We start from the raw sequence: 18,852 nt of genomic DNA, 5'->3' as shown, positions 1-18,852 counted from the left end.
GCATGGCTGAGGTACGGCTCGAAGGCGTCACCAAGTCGTTCGGCGGCAACACCGTCGTCGACGACCTTTCCCTGACCGTTCGCGACAAGGAGTTCCTGACCCTGGTCGGCCCGTCCGGCTGCGGGAAGTCGACCACACTGCGCATGATCTGCGGACTGGAACGCGTGAGCGCAGGCCAGATCTACTTCGACGAACAGCCCGTCGAGTACCTGCCGGCGAACAAGCGGGACGTGGCCATGGTGTTCCAGAGCTACGCGCTCTATCCACACAAGACCGTCGAGCAGAACATCGGGTTCGCGCTGAAGATGATGCGGGTTCCCAAGGACGAGATCGCGCGGCAGGTCCGCGAGGCCGCCGACACGCTCGGCATCGCCGACCTGCTCGACCGCAGGCCGAGGGAGCTGTCCGGCGGGCAGCGGCAGCGGGTGGCGCTTGGCCGGGCCATCGTCCGGGAGGCGGGTGCCTACCTGCTCGACGAGCCACTGTCCAACCTGGACGCGCAGCTTCGGGTGCTGATGCGCGCCGAGATCAAACGCCTGCACGTCGACCTGGCACGCACCTTCATCTACGTGACCCACGACCAGGTCGAGGCGATGACCATGTCCGACCGGATCGTGGTGATGAAGGACGGGGTCGTGCAGCAGTGCGCGACCCCGCAGGAGATCTACGACCACCCCGCCAACAGGTTCGTGGCCTCGTTCATGGGCAGTCCGCCGATGAACTTCATGGAGAAGGACCGAGCCGTGCTCGGTATCCGCCCGGAGGACGTGTCACTGTCCCCGGAGCCGAGGGAGGGATACCGGGCCGGCAAGGTCTTCATCACCGAACCGCTGGGTGCGGACGTGCTGGTGACCGTGGACCTCGACGGCGACCTGATCAAGGCCAGGGTCGCCGCGCCGTTCCGGATCGGGCCTGACAACACCATCCACATCGGATTCGACCGGGCCAAGATGCACTACTTCTCGGTCGACGACGGACGGGCCATCGAGGGGGACGCGAATTGAGGGTTCCCGAGGCGGCCACGATCGAGGTGTCGCGGCCGGTCGACTTCGACGAGTTCTGGGCCGAGAGCCTGGCCGCGTGCCCGGCGCTGGAGCCCTCGTTCGAGTACGCGCCCGCACTGTCGACGGACACGGTCGCGGTCTACGACGTCCGGTACACCAGCTATCAGGGCCTGCGGGTCGCGGCCTGGTACACCACGCCACGCCATGGTGCGCCACCCTACCCGGCGTTGGTGACGATTCCCGGGTACATCTCCGAACCGGACGTGCCCCGGCGCTGGTCGGAGCTGGGGTATGCCGCACTCGCGGTGGCGCCACGCGGGAAGCTGCGGTCGAACGCCGAGTTCAACCCCGGCTATCCCGGCCTGCTCACCGACAACATCGCCGACCACCACACCTACGGCTACCGGGGCTTCTATCTCGACGTCGTGCGCGCGGTCGACCTGCTGCTCGAAAGGTCCGAAGTGGATGCCGACCGGATCGGCCTGCAGGGGTCGAGCCAGGGCGGCGGGTTGGGCATCAGCACGGCGGCGTTGCGTCCCGACGCAATCGTTTGCGTGAGTGCGGGCGCGCCCTATCTGTGCGGCATCATGGCGGCGACCCGGCTCACCCGTTCCTATCCCTACGAGGAGATCACCGAGTACCTGCGGGTCCACCCGGACCACGAGCCGCTGGTCACCGAGACCGTGTCCTACTACGACGGACTGAACTTCGCGCCTCGGGTGCGCGCACCGGTCCTGATCTATCTCGGGATGGAGGACGACGTGTGCCCGCCGGAAACCGGCTTCGCCCTTCACCGGGCGCTGCCGGGGGAGCACCCGCTGCACACCTACCCAAGCTGCGGACATCACGCCGGGCTGCCCTGGGTCATGCCGGTGATCGAGGAGTTCCTTGCCGGGCACCTCAAGCCGGAGGGGCGATGACGGACTTCGACCGCTACTGGGAGACCGTGGACGACGAGCTGCGGCGGTTGCCGGCACGGCCCGTGCTGGAGAAGGTGCCGGCACGGACCACGGACGACTACACCTTCTACGACGTGTGGCTGACCAGCGCTGGCCCGTACCGGATCTTCGGCTACCTGAGCGTCCCCACCGGGCCGGGCCCCTTCCCTGCCGTGCTGGAGACGCCGCGGTACGGCAGCGTCAACCAGGTACCGCACCACAACGACCGGCTGCGGTACCTGGTGTTCACCGTGGCGCACCGGGGGCAGCGCCGTGCCGACACGCCGTTCGCGGCCGCCTACCCGGGGTTGTTCACCCGCGGCATCGAGGCCCCCGTGTCCTATGTGTACCGGGGGATCGTCGCGGACTGCCTGCGTGGGGCGGAGTTCCTGCTCTCCCGCGACGACGTGGACCGGGACCGGGTGGCGGTCTCCGGCGACGACGAGCTGGCCCTGTTCACGGCGGCCAGGCGGCCGGGCTTCACGGCACTGCGGGTCGATGGCCCGCTGTTCTACCGAATCCTCGAAAGCCAGCCGGAGGAGCTTGCCGACCACCTGCGTGTGCATCCGGACGCGGCGGGCGCGGTGGCGGACACACTGTCCTATTTCGATCCGGTCCGGCACGCGCCCGACGTCGCCGCCACCACGCTGCTCGCGGCCGATGACGCCTCCTGGTACGAGCCGCTGGCCGGTGCGCTGCCCGACGCCGCGATCTACCCGCTGACCCACGAGGACGCCGCGGACAACAACACGTTGGACGCCTGGCTCGCCGGTCAGCTGGGCGTCGAACCCATGACACGGTTCCGATGAGCGGAGCCTGCGGAGCGATTCATCGATATTCAGGACGAGGTGGCGTCATGAGCCCTCCGCTGGGCGTTCGGCCCGTGGTCAACGCGTCGGCGACGCTGACCACGCTCGGTGGCTCACTGCTCGCCCCACCCGCTGTCGTGGCAATGGCCGAGGCAGCCGGCCACTTCGTCGACCTGCCCGAGCTGCAGACGCGGGTCGGCGAGCGGATCGCCACCCTTACCGGCAATGAGGCGGCGTACGTCTCCTCCGGCGCGGCGGCCGGGATCACCCTCGCTGTCGCGGCGTGCCTGGCGGGCCCCGAGCGGATCGAGGCCTTTCCCGCGTTGGACGGTATAGCTCGAAACGAGGTCGTGCTTTTTCGCAGCCAGCGCAACGGCTACGACTACGCGGTCCGGCAGACCGGCGCTCGTGTCGTCGAAGCGGGGGCCACATTGGACTCACTGAGCCCGCGCACTGCCTGCGTGCTGTGGTTCGCCGGAACGCACTACGCGGAGGGTGCCCCGCCGATCGAGGAGGTCGTGCCGGTCGCGCGGGCGGCTGGTGTGCCGGTGCTGGTGGACGCCGCGGCACAGATCCCACCGATCTCGTCGCTGTGGCACTTCACCCGGGAGGTCGGCGCCGACGCCGCGATCTTCAGCGGTGGCAAGGGGTTACGCGGGCCGCAGTCCAGCGGACTGGTGCTCGGCCGGCGGGCGATCATCGACGGCTGCCGCGCCCACGGCTCACCCAACCACGCGATCGGGCGGGGCATGAAGGTCGGCAAGGAGGAGCTGGCGGGTCTGCTGGCGGCGGTGGAGTGGTCACTGGCCCGGGACGAGCCGGCGCTGCTCAAGGCGTACGAGGCGAGGGTAGCCAACTGGCTCAGGGGACTTGTCGACCTGCCGGGCGTGCACGTCGAGCGGGGCTATCCCAGTGAGGCGGGGCAACCCCACGGCCGGGCGATCGTCACCCTGAGCCCGGCGAGCGGCTGGACGCGCGACGAGCTGGTCGCGGCGTTGTGGGCAGACGAGCCGCGGATCGCGGTGGGCGTCGTCGGCACGGACTCGCTCGCCCTCAACCCGCAGACTCTCGAACCAGGCGAGGACGTCGTCGTGCTCGACGCGTTGCTGCACCACCTCAGGAGCCGAAATGCGACGTGACGGCCCGAAGCTGCCGGGATGGCTCGGCGCGAACTTCTGGTCCAGGACGGGCGGGCCGCTCATGTGGCGGAACTACGACCCCGCCGTCGTGCGTGACGAGCTGGAAGTGTTGCGCCAACACCATGTCACGGTGACCCGGTCGTTCTTCTACTGGCCGGACTTCCATCCCGCGCCGGACGTCATCGACGACGGCAAGGTGGCGCACTTCCTGGATTTTCTCGACGCGCACTCGGGAAAGGGCATGTCCTCGATCCCGACATTCATCGTCGGCCACATGTCCGGGGAGAACTGGGATCCGTCCTGGCGCGACGGACGCGACCTCTACGCGGACGTGTGGCTGGTGAGCCGCCAGGCCTGGTTCATCGAGCAGATGGTCCGGCGGTTGCACCGGCACCCGGCGGTGGCGGGTTGGCTGATCAGCAACGAGATGCCGATCTACGGGCGGCGACGCGGCGAGGAGCCCGCCCCGATCGAGGACGTGACCAGCTGGGCGACGATCGTGACGCAGGCAGTCCGGGCGGGTGGCGCGACCCAGCCGGTGTCACTCGGCGACGGCGCTTGGGGGATCGAGGTGACCGGTGTGGACAATGGGTTCTCGTTGCGCGAGACCGGTCCGCTCGTCGACTTCGTCGGCCCACACGTGTACCGGATGGACTCCGACCCGATCCGGCAGCACCTGAACGCGGCGTTCATCTGCGAGCTGTCGGCGGTGACGGGAAAGCCCGTGGTGCTGGAGGAGTTCGGCACGTCCAGCGACTGGGCGTCCGACGACAACGCCGCGCACTACTACCGGCAGACACTGCACAACACGTTGCTGGCCGGTGCGTCCGGTTGGTTGGCCTGGAACAACACCGACTACGACCTGGAAGACCAGGACCCGTACCGGCATCATCCGTTCGAGCTGCACTTCGGTGTCACCACCCATGCCGGCAAGCCCAAACCGCAGCTGCTGGAGATGTGGCGGTTCGGTTCGCTACTGTCCAAACTCGACTTTCCGGGTCTGCGCCGCGAGGACAGCCAGACCGCACTCGTCGTACCGTCCTATTTGGAACGCGGCTACCCGTACGGCGCCCAGGACGATCGCGAACTGATCTTCGGTGCGCTACGGCAGGCGTATGTGGCGGCCAGGGAAGCCGACCTTCCGGTCGCGTTCGCCCGCGAGGAGGACGGCCTCGCCGACGACGCGTCGCTGTATCTGTTGCCGTCCTGCCGTCAGGTGCTCGCGCCGACGTTGCGCCGCCTCGGCGAGTTCGCCACTGTCTACCTGTCCTACTGCTCCGGCACGCACGACCGGCATCGGGGTCCCTGGTTTCCCATGCTGAACGAGATGTTCGGGGTCGAGCACCAGCTCGCGTACGGTCTCAACAACCCGATCGAGGACGAGGTCGTGGAGCTCACCTTCGTGACGGCGTTCGGCAGCATCCCGGAAGGCGAGGTACTGCGCTTCCGGGCCGGCGGCAACGAACACAGCCGGGCCTACCTACCGGTCCGGCCCAGAGAAGCCGAGATCCTCGCCGTCGACGGCCGAGACCGCCCGGCGTTGCTGCGTAAGGGAAACAGGGTGCTCTGCACGTACCCGCTGGAACACATGGCCGCCACGAACGGCCACGTCAACCCCGAGCCGACGTACCGTCTCTACGACGCGCTCGCGACCGTGGCGGGCGTGCAACGACCCGTGCGCGTCGAGGACCCACGCGTCCTCGCCGACACCATGACACACACCGACGGCCGCCGCTTCGCGTGGCTCGTCAGCCAACACCCCAACGAGGTCACGGTCACCCCGACACTGCCCGGAGCAACACTGCACACCCTCGACGGCAACCCGGTCACCGCGATCACCCTCGCGCCCTACGACGTCCAGGTCTTTCGCATGGAACACTGGTGACCTGCCCCTGGCGAGAGGCAACGCGGGTGACCTTCGGTGACAAGGTGCGCGAGCTGATGGCGGCGCAGGGCGTGTCCGGCCTGCGTGCGCTTGCCGCCCGTGTGCCGGTCGATCCCGGTCACCTGTCTCGCGTGCTGAACGGCACGAAACCGGCCAGCCTCGAACTGGCACGCAGGCTGGATGACGAGTTGTCGGCTGACGGTGCCCTGGTGGCCCTGGTGGACGCCAGGTTGGCGCAGGCCGATCGCACCCCGCGGCGCGTGGACACGGCGGCGCTGGACAGCGTGGCGAGCCTGTTGGCGAGTACCAGGCGGCTGGAGGACGTGACCAGCGCGGCCACCGTGCTCCCCACCGTTCGCGAGTACCTGGCGATGGTCGGCCGGTTCGCCGAAGAAGCCCGTGCGGCTGTTCGGCCGACCGCCGTGGGGTTGACCAGTGAGCTGACCCAGTACGCCGGATGGCTTCACGTACCGATGCGGCGCTGGTCAGCCGCCGAACGCCTACTGGACCGCGCCACTGTTCTCGGCATGGAAGCGGGCGACCCGCAACGCACCACCACGGCGCTGTCCTTCGCCGCCTACACGGCTATGCGGCAGGGCAACATCCGTCGAGCGGCTGCGCTGTCCGAAGCCGCTCGCCGCGACACGAACCTGCATCCCGGGTGGCGGACCTACGTCACGTACCAGGCAGCCGAGATCCTGGCGGGCGACGACAAACCGGCCGCGTACCGGCTGCTGGCCGAGGCCGAGGCCATGGTGGACAGGATCGACCCGGCAGCGCTGACTGAACACACCTACTGGTACGTACCGGCCTTCTTCCGGGGCACCCACGCGTTCGTGTTGGACAAGCTCGGTGAGCGGGAGCGTGCGCGCGAGCTGATGGCTCAGTCGCTGGAGGAGTTGCCCGCCGAGTGGCGAAGCTCCCAGTGGGCCGAACGTCGCAGGAGGTTCCTGGGGGTGTGAGGTCACTTCGGGAGGGTCCGCTCGGTTTTTCCTTGCCGGACAACCGGTTCGCCGCCGGTGACGAAGGCTTCGCGGGGGTGCTGCACCTCGGCGAGTGAGAGGATGTCGCGGCCGAACAGGGCCGCGGTCAGCCACACCGCGAGGACCCGGACCTTGCGTTCCCAGCTGGGCACGGCCAGCACGTGGTAGCCGCGGTGCATCAGCCAGGCCGGCAGGCCGGTGATGACGATGCCCTTGTACTGGAAGATGCCGCGGCCCATGCCGAGGGTGGCGATGGTGCCCAGGCTGTGGTGGACGTACTTCTTCGGCTTCCTGCCGTGCAGGGTGGCGGCGATGTTGCGGGCCAGCAGCTTGCCCTGGCGGTAGGCGTGCTGGGCGTTCGGGACGGTGCGGGTGCCCGGCACGGCCGACGTGAGGTCGGGCACCGCGGCGTCGTCACCGGCGGCCCATGCGTCGGGTACGGGCTCGGCGTCGGTGCCGACCCGCAGGTCGGGTCGCACGACGAGGTGGCCGCGCTCGTCGAGGGGCAGGTCGGTGTGCTTGCCGATGACCGGGTTGGCGCCGTTCCCGGCGGTCCAGACGATCAGCTCCGAGTCGAACTCCTCGCCCGTCGAGAGCACCACGTGCCCGTCGACCGCCGAGGTGACCGTGGTGTTCAGGTGGACCCGTGCGCCGCGTTTCGTCAGCGAGCGCACCACCCAGCGGCCCGGCCGGTCGGTGACCTCGGGCAGGATGCGGCCGGTCGCCTCGACGAGGTGGAACCGCAGCTCGTCGCGGGTCAGCTCCGGGTAGCGCTTCAGCAACGCGGTCGCCAGCGACAGCAACTCGCCGAAGCCCTCGACCCCGGAGAACCCGCCGCCGACGAACGTGACCGTGAGCAGCTTGGTGCGCAGCGGGCCGGGCGGGAGCGCGGCGGCCCGGTCGAACGCGGTCAGCAGCCGGTCCCGGACCGCGACGGCCTCCTCGACGTGCTTGAGCCCGATCGCCTGGTCGGCGACGCCCGGCACCGGGGACTTCCTGGTGACCGCCCCCGCGGTCACGACGATCATGTCGTAGTCGAGCTCGACCATGCCCCCGTCGGCTGGCTGGACCGTGACCACGTGGTGCGTGTGGTCGATGGCGGTCACCGTGCCGGCGACGACGTGCGTGCGACGCAGGTGCCGCCGCAGCGACACCGCCGCGTGCCGCGCCTCGACCGAGCCGGCCAACACCTCCGGCAGGAACGGCTGGTAGGTCATGTACGGGCGGGGGTCCACGATGGTGACCTCGGCCTCGCCCCGCCGGAGCTTGCGCTCCAGCCTCCAGGCCGCGTAGAAACCGGCGTATCCGCCACCGACGATGAGGATCTTCTTCATGGCGCCCTCTGTTTCTCTCGACAACAGTCAGACAGGACAGCGCCGCTTTTCGTGACAGCCAGGGGCGTCTTGTGCCGGGGATCACTCAGTCGTCGCCCGGGCGCTCCCGTAGGAAGGCGAGCACGGCGGCGACCCGGCGGTGCACCGGTCCGTCGACGAGCCCGAGCTTGCCGAAGATGGAGTTGACGTGTTTCTCCACAGTGGACGATGACAGGTTCAGCGCCTGTTCGACACCGGCGTTGGTCTTGCCCTGTGCCATCTCGCGCAGCACGTCCATCTCGCGCGTGGTGAGGACGGCCAGCGGAGAGCTGGCGAACCTGGTTCGCCTGGCGACCAGCGCGTCGACGACCAGCGGGTCGATCACCGAGCCGCCGCGGGCCACCTCGCGCAGTGCCCTGATGAGGTCCTCGAGATCACCGAGGCGGTCCTTGATCAGATAGGCGAGACCCGCGGTGCCGTTGCGCAGCAAGGCGAACGCGTAGCTCTCGTCGGTGTGCTGGGACAGCACGGCGACCCCGATCCCGGGGTGCTCGGCGCGGATCGCGTGCGCGGCCTCGATGCCCTCCATGTGGTGACCCGGCGGCATGCGGATGTCGGTGAGCACCGCGTCGGGAGACAGCTGGCGCACCGCTTTCCGCAGCTCCTCACCGTCGCCGACCGCGGCGAGCACCTCGACGTCGCCCGAGTCCTCCAGCAGGCGGCGGGTGCCCTCACGGACGAGGAAGTTGTCCTCGGCGATCACCACGCGAAGTCGGTCAGCCATGGCTCGCCCCCACCGGCAGCTCGGCCCGCACGCTCGTACCGGCGCCTGGTTCACTGTGGACGGTCAGTCGGCCTCCGAGCGCCTCGACGCGGTCTCGCAGGTTCGTCAGCCCGACCCCGCCGCGCTGGCCGTCCGCCAACCCAACGCCGTCGTCGTGCACCCGCACCGTGACCAGGCCCTCGTTCATGGACAGCTCGATGCCGGCGCTGCGTGCGGCCGAGTGCTTGACGACGTTGGTGAGTGCCTCGCAGATCACGAAGTAGGCGGCACCCTCGACGTCGGCGTGCAGTCGTTCGGCACGCAGGGCGGCGTCCGCGTGCACTCGGATGTCGAGCGGCAGCCGGTCGGCGCGGGCCTGCACGGCCACGACAAGGCCCTGGTCGGACAGCACGGGCGGGTGGATGCCGTGTGCGAGCTCGCGCAGGTCGGCGAGCAGGTCGCGGGCCTCGCCCTGCAGCTCGTCGAGCACGTCGTCGGCGGACCGCTCACCTCGGCCGATCTGGTTGCGGGCCAGCCGCAGTTTCATGATCAGGGCGACGAGGTGCTGCTGCGCGCCGTCGTGGATGTCGCGTTCGATCCGCCGGCGCTCGCTGTCCTGCGCGGCGACGATGCGGGCGCGGGAGCGGGCCAGCTCGTCGACCTGCTCGGCGAGCCGCGCGGTCAGCTGGACGTTGGCGATCGCGGTGGCGGCCTGGGTGGCGAGTGTGCGCAGCAGCTCCCGGTCCTCCGGCGCGTAGCCGCCGTCCCTGGGGCCGCACTCGATGTGGCCACGCTCCAGCGGCACCCGCAGCGCGGGTTCACCTGCCGGCTCGCCGACCACCGCGCTCGCCTCCGGCAGCGTCACCCGCACCCACCGGGCACCGAGTCCTTCGTGGATGGTGGCGGCGAGCTGGGGGAGCAGGTCGCCGAGCTCGACGGTCTGCTCAAGCCGGGCACCGAACGTGGTCAGCAGGTGGTAGCGGTTCACCCGCTCGCCGAACACCAGCCGGTCGGCCAGCCGTTCGAGTCTGCGCCGCAATGGCTGGAACGCGACCGCCGCCACGATCGTGATCGCGACCGCGAGCTCGACCGGGATCTCCCGACCCAGGGTCAGTCCTGGCGCGGCGGCCACACCGAGGTACGCCCCGGCGATGAGCAGGGACAGCACGGTGAACACCGTCGAGCGGCGCACCACCGGCTCCATCTCGAACAGGCGGTGCCGCACGATGCCGATCACGATGGTCACCGGCACCATCAGCAGCATCATGATGTACAGCCCGTTGAGCAGCCGCACCCACAGCGGCCGGTCCGCGCCGTACGAGGCCTCCAGCGCCAGGGTGAGCGCGGTCATCGCGATGAGCAGGGCGGTGACGTACACCAGCAGCCGCATCTTGGCGCGCAGCTCGTGGTCCGCCTGCACGAAGCGGACGAACAGCACGGCGGCAAGGACGAGTGCGCCGTAGTAGTACACGTACAGGGATGTCAGCGGGCCGTCGAGAAACCCCAGCCATGACACCGTGAACGGGCTCGCCACCGGGGGCGGCAGCTCGAACAGGTACCGGTCGAGCAGCAGCGTCGGCCGGGACAGCAGGAGCAGTGGCGGGACCAGAAGGTACAGCCACACGAGGCGCAGTGCTCGCCGCTGCCACGCCCGCTCCACCACACCGTCCGGATAGCACCCCAGCAGCAGGACACCCGAGATGAGGCTGAGCACGCCGGAGTACTGGTAGATCAGGTTGGGCCACCACAGCCACGTGCCGGCACCCGAGCGTCGGACCGCGTCCTGGACCAGCCCTTCCACGGCGACGCTCACGGCCAGGGAGCTGCCCATCAGCAGCAGGCGGCGTGCCTGTGGGTGTTCCGGCCGGCGGCTGATCACCCACACGCTGACCACGTACAGCGGGGCGACGCCGATCCCGAGCCAGCTGAGCCCGCCGAGCACCCCGTCCTCGCCCGGTATCGCGAACGCGTGCCAGAAGGCGACCAGCAGCCCGGCGCCGCCGAGCACGATGCCGGCGAGGCGGGCGAACCGATGCCAAGGGGCCACTCCGGCATTGTGATCCGCCGCGTCCGGTGCGTCCACGTGGCTGGCCTCCAGCTTCACCCCGGGGTTAACCCCACCATGATCTGTGTGCTGACCACGTTCCGGCACTCCTTCCGGCTACCTACCGTTCCCGCTGGAGGTGAGGACGATGAGCGTCTCCCCGCGGTGGGCCGTGCTGTCCGGGGTGGCCGGGCTGGTGGCCAACGTGCTGTTGATCCTGTTCTTCGCCGTGTCGCGGCCGTGGACGTCCGGCGGTGACCTCGACTGGCTCGGGCCGGCGAACGACGCGACCGTCGTCGTGCAGTTCGCGGCGCTCGTGCCGGTGGCGCTCGCGGTCCGCGGCCGTGTCGGGCTCGCCCGCGCCGTCACCGCGACGGCGGTCGGCGCCATGGGCGCGGTCGCGGTGCTGCAGGTGGCCCTGCTGGTCGGCGTGCTCACGTTCGACGTCCAGGTCTGGGCCGTGATGGCGTGCTTCGCGATCACGTTCGGCTGGGTGCTCGTGGCGAGCCGTGCCGGACGGACTGCCCTGCCACGCGCGGTCGTCCGGCTCGGCACCGCGGTCGGCGTGAGCTTCCTCGCCGGTGCCGCGGTGTTCGCCGCCGGGGCCCTGTTGCTGCCGCCGGACTCGGTCGCGCTCTATGTGGTGTGTGGGGCCGGGGTCGTCGTCGGCTTGTTCGGCTGGCTGGGCTTCCCGGTGTGGCCGCTGGTGCTTGCCTTGAAGGAGGGACAGTGAGCACGAAGATCGCTCCCGCGCCGGAGATCACGGCTGCCGCGCCTGGTCCGCGGGCCACGCTCTGGACGCTACGGGTACTCGCCGTGCTGCATGCGCTCAGCGCCATCGCGCAACCGCTGCTCGCCGGCATCTATCTCGACGGCGACGTGGACGCGCTCGCCGTCCACGAGATCAACGCGACCGTCGTGTCCGGGCTGGGTGTGTGCCAGCTCGTGGCCGCGATCGTCTACGTCTGGGCAGGCCGGGGGAGGGCGTGGCCGCTGTACGCGTCGCTCGGCCTCGTGCTCGCCGAGCAGGTGCAGGTCGGACTCGGCTACGAGCGCATCGTGGCGATCCACATACCGCTCGGGGTCTCGATCATCGCGATGCAGATCCTGCTGACGGTGTGGCTGTTCCGGGCGAGCGCGCGTCGTTCCAGGAGAGCGTCATGAGCCTGTCGCGACGGGGTTTCCTCGGTGTGCTGGGCGGTGTGACGCTCGGCGCCGCCAGCTTCGGCTCCCTCGTGCTGCCCGGGGCGTCCGGTCAGACCGCGGAGTTGCTGCGGAGTCGGGCGCGCCTGCCCGAGCCGTTCACGGTGCCGCTGCCGATCCCACCCGTCGCCAGCCCGGTGCGCACGGGGCCGGACGGCGACCACTACGTGATCACCCAGCGGGAGGCGGAGGTGGAGATCCTGCCGGGCCTGCGGACCCGGATCCTCGGCTACGACGGGATGTTCCCCGGTCCGACCCTTGTCAGCCGCAGCGGCCGCCGCACGGTCGTGACCCACCGCAACGAGCTGCCGGTGCCCACCGCCGTGCACCTCCACGGCGGCCACACCCCGGCGGAGAGCGACGGCTACCCGACCGACCTCGTCGTGCCGCCGGGCTGGCAGGACCACTCCGGACACGCGGCACACGGGACTGTCTCCATTGGACGACGCGACTACGTCTACCCGTGCCGGCAACGGGCCGCGACGCTCTGGTACCACGACCACCGCATGGACTTCACGGGCCCGCAGGTGTACCGCGGCCTCGCGGGCTTCCACCTGATCCGCGACGACGAGGACGACGCCCTGCCGCTGCCCAAGGAGGAGCGGGACATCCCGTTGATGATCGCCGACCGAGCGTTCGAAGAGGACGGTGCCTTCCGCTACCCAGCTTTGGATCCGAGCACACGCGTGCTGCCGGGCGTCGAGGACGATTTCATGGAAGGCGTGCTCGGCGACGTGATCCTCGTCAACGGCGCACCATGGCCGGTACTCGAGGTCGAGGCGGCGCGGTACCGGCTGCGCCTGCTGAACGGATCCAACGCGCGCCGCTATCGCCTTGCCCTGCCCGGGATCCAGTTCGTCCAAACAGGATCGGACGGCGGACTGCTCGCCGAACCGGTGACCCACGACGCCCTCACCATCGCCCCCGGCGAGCGGTTCGACGTGGTGGTCGACTTCGCCGACCAGCGGCCCGGCGCCGAACTCACCATGCTCAACCAGCTGGGCAGCGGAACCACCGCCCAGGTCATGCGGTTCCGCGTCACCCGCCGCGTGCGGGACGACAGCCACGTGCCCACCCGGCTGAGCAAGATCCCACGTCTCGATCCGGCCGCCGCGGCACGCACCAGAGAGTGGCGCTTCACCCGAGGCGACATCGGCGACCACCACGGCTGGCTGATCAACGACACCGCGTTCGACCCGTCCCGCATCGACGCGGACGTGTCCCTCGGCGACGTGGAGATCTGGCGCGTGATGAGCGACCTGCACCACCCGGTACACATACACCTGGACCCGTTCCAGGTCCTCACCCGAGGTGGCCGCCCACCCGCCCCAACCGACACCGGCTGGAAGGACACGGTCGACGTCCGCCCCAACGAGTACGTCGACCTCGCGGTCCGCTTCACCGACTACACGGGCTTGTTCCTGCTCCACTGCCACAACCTGGAACACGAGGACATGGCGATGATGAGCACGTTCCGCACCAGTTAGACGGCGTAGCAACCACAGCCCGAGCAGCAAGGCCCGGGGCCGTGCCCACCGGCCGATCGACGCCCAGTCCACCCAGCCGGTCACCACGGTCAGCGCGACCGCCAGTAACGCAACCCCGGCCAACCCGGCCGGGGAAGCGCCACGCGGTTGGTTGGTCGGGTGACGGGAGCGGGTCCCGTCACCCGGGGAAGGTCACCGCTTCAGTTGGCTGCCTTGGTGTTCCAGTGCGGCGGAGGCGCTCGTCGAGGACTGGGACGTGCCCTGCACCGCTGAGGTGGTCATGGCGTAGGTGAGTGTCGCGTGGGCGGTGGCGTCGGCCATCTCTTCGAGTGCGTCGAGGTTGACGTTGCCGACGAGGTCGTAGTCGAGGGCGAGTTGGGCGAACAGCGCCGCGTCCTCCGGTGTGTGCGTTGGGGTCAGGCTGTCGCAGACCTCGTGGTAGCACGGGTCGTACGGCGCGCCGGCGACTCCGCCGTAGACCACGGCCTCCTCGGGCGTCTTGATGCCCTCGGCGCCGGTGAACAGGCCACCGGCCGGGATGCCGACGGCGATGAACGGGCCGTAGTCCGAACGGCCGTCGAACGCGGTTGGCTCGGTCGGCAGTCCCTGTGAGGCGAAGTACTTCGTGAAGACGTCCTCGATCTGGCCCGATCCGTTCGGGCCGGCGGTCTCGGTGTCCGAGCCGTCGCCGTCGTAGACGAACCTGACGTAGTTCGGCGAGGCGATCATGTCGAAGTTCAGGTTGAGGGCGGTGTTCTTGATGTCCCGTGTGGACAGTTGGCTCACGTAGTACTCGGAGCCGAGCAGACCCTCTTCCTCGGCGCCCCAGAAGGCGAAGCGCACACGGTTGCGCGGCTCGATGTTCAGCTCGGCCATCTGGAGTGCGATCTCCAGGAGGGCTCCCGCGCCGCTGCCGTTGTCGTTGATGCCGGGGCCGGCGGCGACGGAGTCCAGGTGGGCGCCGACGACGACGGTGCGGTCCACCCGCCCGGTCGGGGTGTCGGCCAGGATGTTCTCGGTCAGCCGGGTCTCCGACAACGTCACGGTGCGGATGTGCACCACCGCACCGGGCATCCCGGCGAGCTCGGCGCCCACGGCGAAGCTGGTGCCCAGCACCGGGATGGTGACGCCAAGACCGCCCAGCGTGCCGCCGAACACGTCCGTGCGGCCTTCCTGTCCCTCGTTGAAGATGATCACAGCGCTCGCGCCGGCGGCCTCGGCGTTGGTCGCCTTGACGACGAAGTCACAGGTGCCGCGTTGGAGCAGTGCGACGCTGCCGGCCGGGAACCCCACGAAGTCGGACGTCTCACAGCCGCTGGTGGACGAGCCGGCCACCGGGCCCGGCGGCAGCACGAGGTCCACGGCGAAGATCGGCGCGGTGACGTCACCGCTGCCCGAGTAGGTCATGGTGAGGAAGTCGGTCGTCTCGACGTAGGTGCGAGGGGTGGGGCTGACGCGCTCGAAAAGCGGGGGCTCGATCTCCTGGAAGTAATCGAAGGTGAACTGCTGGCGGGTGACCTGGTAGCCGGCCGCGGTGAGCAGGCCAGCCACGTAGTCCGCGGACTCGTCGTATCCGGGGGTGCCGGCCAGCCGGGTGCCTCCGTTGGCGTCGGCGATGGCCTGGAACGCCTCCAGGTGCTCCATGATCCCGGCGGCGGACACCGCTTCGCGGAGCTGACTGGAATCGGTTGGCACAGCGGCGGCGGACGGCAGCGCGGTCGCTAACGCGGTGGCGGCGGCAAGCCCGGCGGCGAGGATGGACCTTGTTGGTCTCACGACTCCTCCTTGAGCCGATTGGCTGAAGCTGTTCCTCCCCCTGCGCCTATCGTCGCAGCTCAGACGGTGTTTGAAGCGATCCGGCACGTACCGCGACCGATCGGCTGAGCAGCGTCATCGGGGCCAGGCGATGACGCAGCCGAGTTGTGTACAGGCGGTGATGAGGCGGGCGTGTCGGGGATGCAACCGGATCCGGTCGAACGTCGTCCCAAAGGTATGGCGGGGATCAGGTTGGCGGCGGTCGCATGTGGACTGGGTGTGGTGTTGGCGGGCTGCGGCACTGATTCTGGTTCCGGTCCGGGGTTCTCGCCCGAACCGGGCGACGAGATCTCGTTGTCGTTGCTGGGGTTGGACGCCGACGGCTTCGCGGCGGGCGGGCCTTATGCCGCGCTGAGCCCGGTTCCCATTCACCTGGGGGCGTTCGCGAGCTGGTACGGACGGAGCGAGGAGCTGTTCGATGAGCCGTCGGAGGCCTCCTCGCTGCCGGCGGACCCGACCTACCTCGCCGCCACCGCCAGCACCGGCTGCCGGGAGCCGACCGACGTGGTGGTGTCGCGGCGCGGTGCCGACCTGACGGTCGAGTTCGTCGGCGGCGAGGACCATCAGACGTGTCTGCGGGCCGTGGAACCGGCGGCATATCTGGCGGTGCCGAGCGATATGGCCGCCGGGGTGAAGACGGTGAACGGCGTGGCCCCGGTCGCCCCGGAAGGTCCGGGGGAGTTGCTGGACTTCGTGGAACTCGGCTCGGCCAGGCTGGACCCGCCGGCTCCGGTCGAGCTGGGCACACCGGCGGCGACGGCGATGCGCGACATGCTGGCGAACGCGGGGGCGCCCAGCGAGGCGGCGACGGCACTGGCGCGCCAGCCCGAGCCCGCGCACCGGTCTTTCGGCTTCGTACTCACCGGTTGCGCCGAGACAAGCGCCGTGCTCCTGCTCGACCAGGACCGCATCACGGCGGCGCTCGTGGGCGCGGAGAACACCAACTGCGACGCGCCCGCCTACTTCCTCACCACGTTCACCGTCGACGCCGAGAGGGTGCCGGAATCCGCGGTCCTGGCCGGCTGACCGAACCGGCTCAGGACGGGCGGCCGCCGAACTGCCAGTCGTGGACCTCGATGTCGGCGTACCGGTCCGCGGTGAGGACCGTGCGTGCCGTGTCCGGATCCGGTGCGCGGAGCAACGCCGCTGTGCCCAGCCAGTTGGTGCCGTCGTCGGACAGGAGCGGCCCCCACGCGATCAACGAGTCCCGATCGGTTGGCACGGTGAGGTCGGCGGGCTGGCCCGTGCCGAAGCCAAGCACCAGGTACCGGTTGCCGCCTGTCCGACCGCCGGGGAACTCCCACATGGTGCGCCCCAGCGAGTTGCGCCACCGGCGCAGCAGCACGTCCCGGTACACGCCGGCCTGGTAGTTGGGCTCGTCAAAGGCGAACGCACGGGCAGCGGCGGGATCTGGCACGTCGACGATGTGCACGCTGCCGGTGGCGGTGTCGCCGACGAGGGTCGGGCCGCGGGCGATCAGCTCCGTCGCGTATCGGTCCATATAGGACCAATGGTCCTCCCGCAGCTCGCCGCGCAGTGCCATGGAACCGGGCCGGTCGCGGTGGTAGCAGAAAAACTCCATGCCGGCAGTCTCCCTGACCGTGCGCCACGGCTTTCACCAGTCCGTTTGCCGAGAGGCGACACTACGCGTAGCGTCCGTTTTGTACCTTATTGCACATTTAGTTGACGAGAGGTCCGAAAACATGGGTTTGTTCGACGCCATCCGTGAAAAGGCCGCCGAGCTGTTGGGCGGGGCCGAGGAGAAGGTCAGTGAGCTGACCGGGACAGAGGTGCCGAACACCGACGCGCTCGCCGAGGAGGCGCAGGGCGTCGGCGAGAGCGCGCAGGGCTATGTCGACGGCGCCACCGAGACCGCCACCGGTGCGGCCCAGGATGTCACCAACGCTCTGCCGGAGGTGCCCAACCCCGACACGTTCGACCCTCGCAGTCACTAACCAGGGTCGCCTGGTGTGACGAGGCCCGTCTCGTAGGCCAGGACGACTGCCTGTGCGCGGTCGCGGAGGTTCAGCTTCGCGAAGATGCGCGCCACGTGGGTCTTGACCGTCGCCTCGCTCAAGGTGAGGGTTTCGGCCAGTTCGGCGTTCGAGCGGCCCTGGCCCATGAGCGTCAGGACCTCCCGTTCACGGGGTGTCAGTGCGGTGAGGTCGCGGTGGATGGCCGGGGCTTTCGTGCCGTGCTCACCCGTCGCGAAGCGTTTGACCAGCCGGCGGGTGATCGACGGGGCGAGCAGGGCGTTGCCGGTGTCGATCAGGCGTACCGCGGCGACGAGGTGTTCCGGCGTCACGTCCTTGAGCAGGAAGCCGCTCGCGCCGGCGGCCAGCGCGGCGTAGACGTAGTGGTCGAGGTCGAACGTGGTCAGCATGACGACCCGGCAGTCCGGCACGTCCGCCAGCACACGGCGGGTGGCTTCCAGGCCGTCCATCGTGGGCATGCGCACGTCCATCAACACGACGTCGGGGCGTAGGTCGCGTGCCGCCGCGACCGCCTCGACGCCGTCGGCCGCCTCGCCGACGACCGTGATGCCGCCCGACGCGAGGATCATGCGGAACCCCGTGCGCACGAGTGCCTGGTCGTCGGCGATGAGCACCCGTGGTTCGGTGGCCGTCATGGCCGCTCCAACGGGATCCTGGCCCGGACCCGGAACCCGCCGCCTAATCGCCGGCGCGCGTCGAGGTCGCCGCCGAGGACGGCCACGCGCTCCCGCAACCCGAGCAGCCCGCGGCCCGGGCCGTCGGGCGGCGGCGGGTGCCCGCCGGACAGGACGCTCGGCCCACTGTTGAGTACCTCGACCCGCAGGGCGTGGTCGGCGTAGCGGACCGTCACCTCCGCCTTCTGCCCGTCGCCGTGCTTGAGCGCGTTGGTCAGCGCCTCCTGGATGATGCGGTACGCCGTCAGGTCCACACTGGACGGTAGCGGACGCGGTTCTCCGGAGACGCGGACATCCACGGGCAGTCCTGCGAACGCGACACGGTCGACCAGCGGGCCGAGACGGTTCAGTCCCGGCTGCGGCGACAGGTCGTCGTGATCGTCGATCTCGTCGCGGCCGTCGGCGGGTGGGGCCAGCAGGCCCAGTAGGTGCCGCAGCTCGGTCATCGCCTCACGTCCCGCGTCCTCGACGGCGTGGAGCGCGGCCTCGGCCTGCTCGGGTTGTTGGATGGCGAGCACCCGGCGGGCCGCGCCGGCCTGGACCACCATGACGCTCACGTTGTGGCTGACGATGTCATGCAGCTCCCTGGCGATCCGTGCCCGCTCGGCGCCGACCGCGTTCTGCGCCGCCGTCTCGCGCTCCCGTTCCAGCAGCCAGCCGCGCTCCGCCAGCGCCCGGGCGAAGTCCCGTCGCGCACGGGCGAGCCGCGTCGCGAGCACCGCGACCGCCACCCCGGCCACCGCCGCCACCAGCCAGCCCGCCTCGAGATCCCACACGGACACCACTGTCCCAGCACGTCGC

The 18,852-nt window shown here is 69.9% G+C and carries 18 protein-coding genes; 11 read left to right on the top strand and 7 right to left on the bottom strand.

Annotated features, from left to right (window positions below):
• Positions 1-2: 2 nt before the first annotated feature.
• From VF106_RS21925 to VF106_RS21900, 6 genes are read left to right on the top strand one after another with little or no spacing between them, the layout of a single operon-like run.
• Positions 3-1,004 carry an ABC transporter ATP-binding protein gene (locus tag VF106_RS21925; RefSeq protein ID WP_330841652.1) on the top strand — a complete coding sequence of 334 codons (1,002 nt, stop codon included), beginning with the start codon at positions 3-5 and terminating at the stop codon, positions 1,002-1,004.
• Positions 1,001-1,924, top strand: coding sequence for an acetylxylan esterase (locus VF106_RS21920; protein ID WP_330841651.1), 924 nt, complete (start codon positions 1,001-1,003; stop codon positions 1,922-1,924). Before VF106_RS21925 ends, VF106_RS21920 begins: the two co-directional genes overlap by 4 nt.
• Positions 1,921-2,751: an acetylxylan esterase gene (locus VF106_RS21915; protein WP_330841650.1), complete on the top strand. Its 831-nt coding sequence runs from the start codon at positions 1,921-1,923 to the stop codon at positions 2,749-2,751. Before VF106_RS21920 ends, VF106_RS21915 begins: the two co-directional genes overlap by 4 nt.
• A gap of 47 nt (positions 2,752-2,798) precedes the next feature.
• Complete coding sequence (locus tag VF106_RS21910) at positions 2,799-3,890, top strand: aminotransferase class V-fold PLP-dependent enzyme (RefSeq protein WP_330841649.1); 1,092 nt, start codon at positions 2,799-2,801, stop codon at positions 3,888-3,890.
• Positions 3,880-5,775, top strand: a complete 1,896-nt coding sequence (locus VF106_RS21905; protein WP_330841648.1) for a glycoside hydrolase 5 family protein — start codon at positions 3,880-3,882, stop codon at positions 5,773-5,775. Before VF106_RS21910 ends, VF106_RS21905 begins: the two co-directional genes overlap by 11 nt.
• A gap of 26 nt (positions 5,776-5,801) precedes the next feature.
• Positions 5,802-6,737 (top strand): helix-turn-helix domain-containing protein, encoded by a 936-nt coding sequence (locus VF106_RS21900; protein ID WP_330841647.1) that lies wholly within the window; start codon positions 5,802-5,804, stop codon positions 6,735-6,737.
• 2 nt (positions 6,738-6,739) lie between these two features.
• Here the strand turns inward: VF106_RS21900 and VF106_RS21895 are convergent, their stop codons facing one another.
• The 3 genes from VF106_RS21895 to VF106_RS21885 form a co-directional block, all read right to left on the bottom strand.
• Positions 6,740-8,092, bottom strand: a complete 1,353-nt coding sequence (locus tag VF106_RS21895) for an NAD(P)/FAD-dependent oxidoreductase (RefSeq protein ID WP_330841646.1) — start codon at positions 8,090-8,092, stop codon at positions 6,740-6,742.
• 85 nt (positions 8,093-8,177) lie between these two features.
• The gene (locus VF106_RS21890) at positions 8,178-8,855 is read right to left on the bottom strand and encodes a response regulator transcription factor (RefSeq protein ID WP_330841645.1); all 678 of its coding nucleotides are present in this window, start codon (positions 8,853-8,855) and stop codon (positions 8,178-8,180) included.
• Positions 8,848-10,881 (bottom strand): sensor histidine kinase, encoded by a 2,034-nt coding sequence (locus tag VF106_RS21885; protein WP_330841644.1) that lies wholly within the window; start codon positions 10,879-10,881, stop codon positions 8,848-8,850. The genes VF106_RS21890 and VF106_RS21885 overlap by 8 nt, the downstream gene beginning before the upstream one ends.
• Positions 10,882-11,026: 145 nt before the next feature.
• On the opposite strand from VF106_RS21885, the gene VF106_RS21880 reads away from it, so the two are divergent.
• The 3 genes from VF106_RS21880 to VF106_RS21870 are packed head-to-tail and all read left to right on the top strand — an operon-like array spanning position 11,027 to position 13,568.
• Complete coding sequence (locus VF106_RS21880; protein WP_330841643.1) at positions 11,027-11,611, top strand: hypothetical protein; 585 nt, start codon at positions 11,027-11,029, stop codon at positions 11,609-11,611.
• Entirely contained in the window at positions 11,608-12,042 is a 435-nt protein-coding gene (locus tag VF106_RS21875) for a hypothetical protein (RefSeq protein ID WP_330841642.1), read from the top strand. Before VF106_RS21880 ends, VF106_RS21875 begins: the two co-directional genes overlap by 4 nt.
• The gene (locus tag VF106_RS21870; protein ID WP_330841641.1) at positions 12,039-13,568 is read left to right on the top strand and encodes a multicopper oxidase family protein; all 1,530 of its coding nucleotides are present in this window, start codon (positions 12,039-12,041) and stop codon (positions 13,566-13,568) included. Before VF106_RS21875 ends, VF106_RS21870 begins: the two co-directional genes overlap by 4 nt.
• A gap of 192 nt (positions 13,569-13,760) precedes the next feature.
• Here the strand turns inward: VF106_RS21870 and VF106_RS21865 are convergent, their stop codons facing one another.
• A complete protein-coding gene (locus tag VF106_RS21865) occupies positions 13,761-15,344 on the bottom strand; it encodes a M20/M25/M40 family metallo-hydrolase (protein ID WP_330841640.1) in 1,584 nt (527 codons plus the stop codon).
• Positions 15,345-15,560: 216 nt separating this feature from the next.
• On the opposite strand from VF106_RS21865, the gene VF106_RS21860 reads away from it, so the two are divergent.
• Entirely contained in the window at positions 15,561-16,409 is an 849-nt protein-coding gene (locus VF106_RS21860; protein ID WP_330841639.1) for a hypothetical protein, read from the top strand.
• Between the two features lie 10 nt (positions 16,410-16,419).
• Here the strand turns inward: VF106_RS21860 and VF106_RS21855 are convergent, their stop codons facing one another.
• Entirely contained in the window at positions 16,420-16,965 is a 546-nt protein-coding gene (locus VF106_RS21855) for a YciI family protein (RefSeq protein WP_330841638.1), read from the bottom strand.
• Between the two features lie 121 nt (positions 16,966-17,086).
• Here VF106_RS21855 and VF106_RS21850 point away from each other — a divergent pair, with 121 nt between their 5' ends.
• On the top strand, positions 17,087-17,338 hold the full coding sequence (locus VF106_RS21850; RefSeq protein WP_330841637.1) for a hypothetical protein: 252 nt from the start codon (positions 17,087-17,089) through the stop codon (positions 17,336-17,338).
• On the opposite strand, the gene VF106_RS21845 is transcribed toward VF106_RS21850, so the two are convergent.
• Positions 17,335-18,012, bottom strand: a complete 678-nt coding sequence (locus tag VF106_RS21845; protein WP_330841636.1) for a response regulator — start codon at positions 18,010-18,012, stop codon at positions 17,335-17,337. The two genes, VF106_RS21850 and VF106_RS21845, sit on opposite strands and share 4 nt — an antisense overlap.
• Entirely contained in the window at positions 18,009-18,827 is an 819-nt protein-coding gene (locus VF106_RS21840) for a sensor histidine kinase (protein WP_330841635.1), read from the bottom strand. Before VF106_RS21840 ends, VF106_RS21845 begins: the two co-directional genes overlap by 4 nt.
• Between the last annotated feature and the right edge of the window lie 25 nt (positions 18,828-18,852).

Origin of the sequence: Actinophytocola sp., from assembly GCF_036378875.1 — a bacterium.
In the GTDB taxonomy this organism is placed as follows: domain Bacteria; phylum Actinomycetota; class Actinomycetes; order Mycobacteriales; family Pseudonocardiaceae; genus Actinophytocola.
Note: the sequence above shows the minus strand (reverse complement) of the source record. Positions and strands in the feature narration are given on the sequence as shown.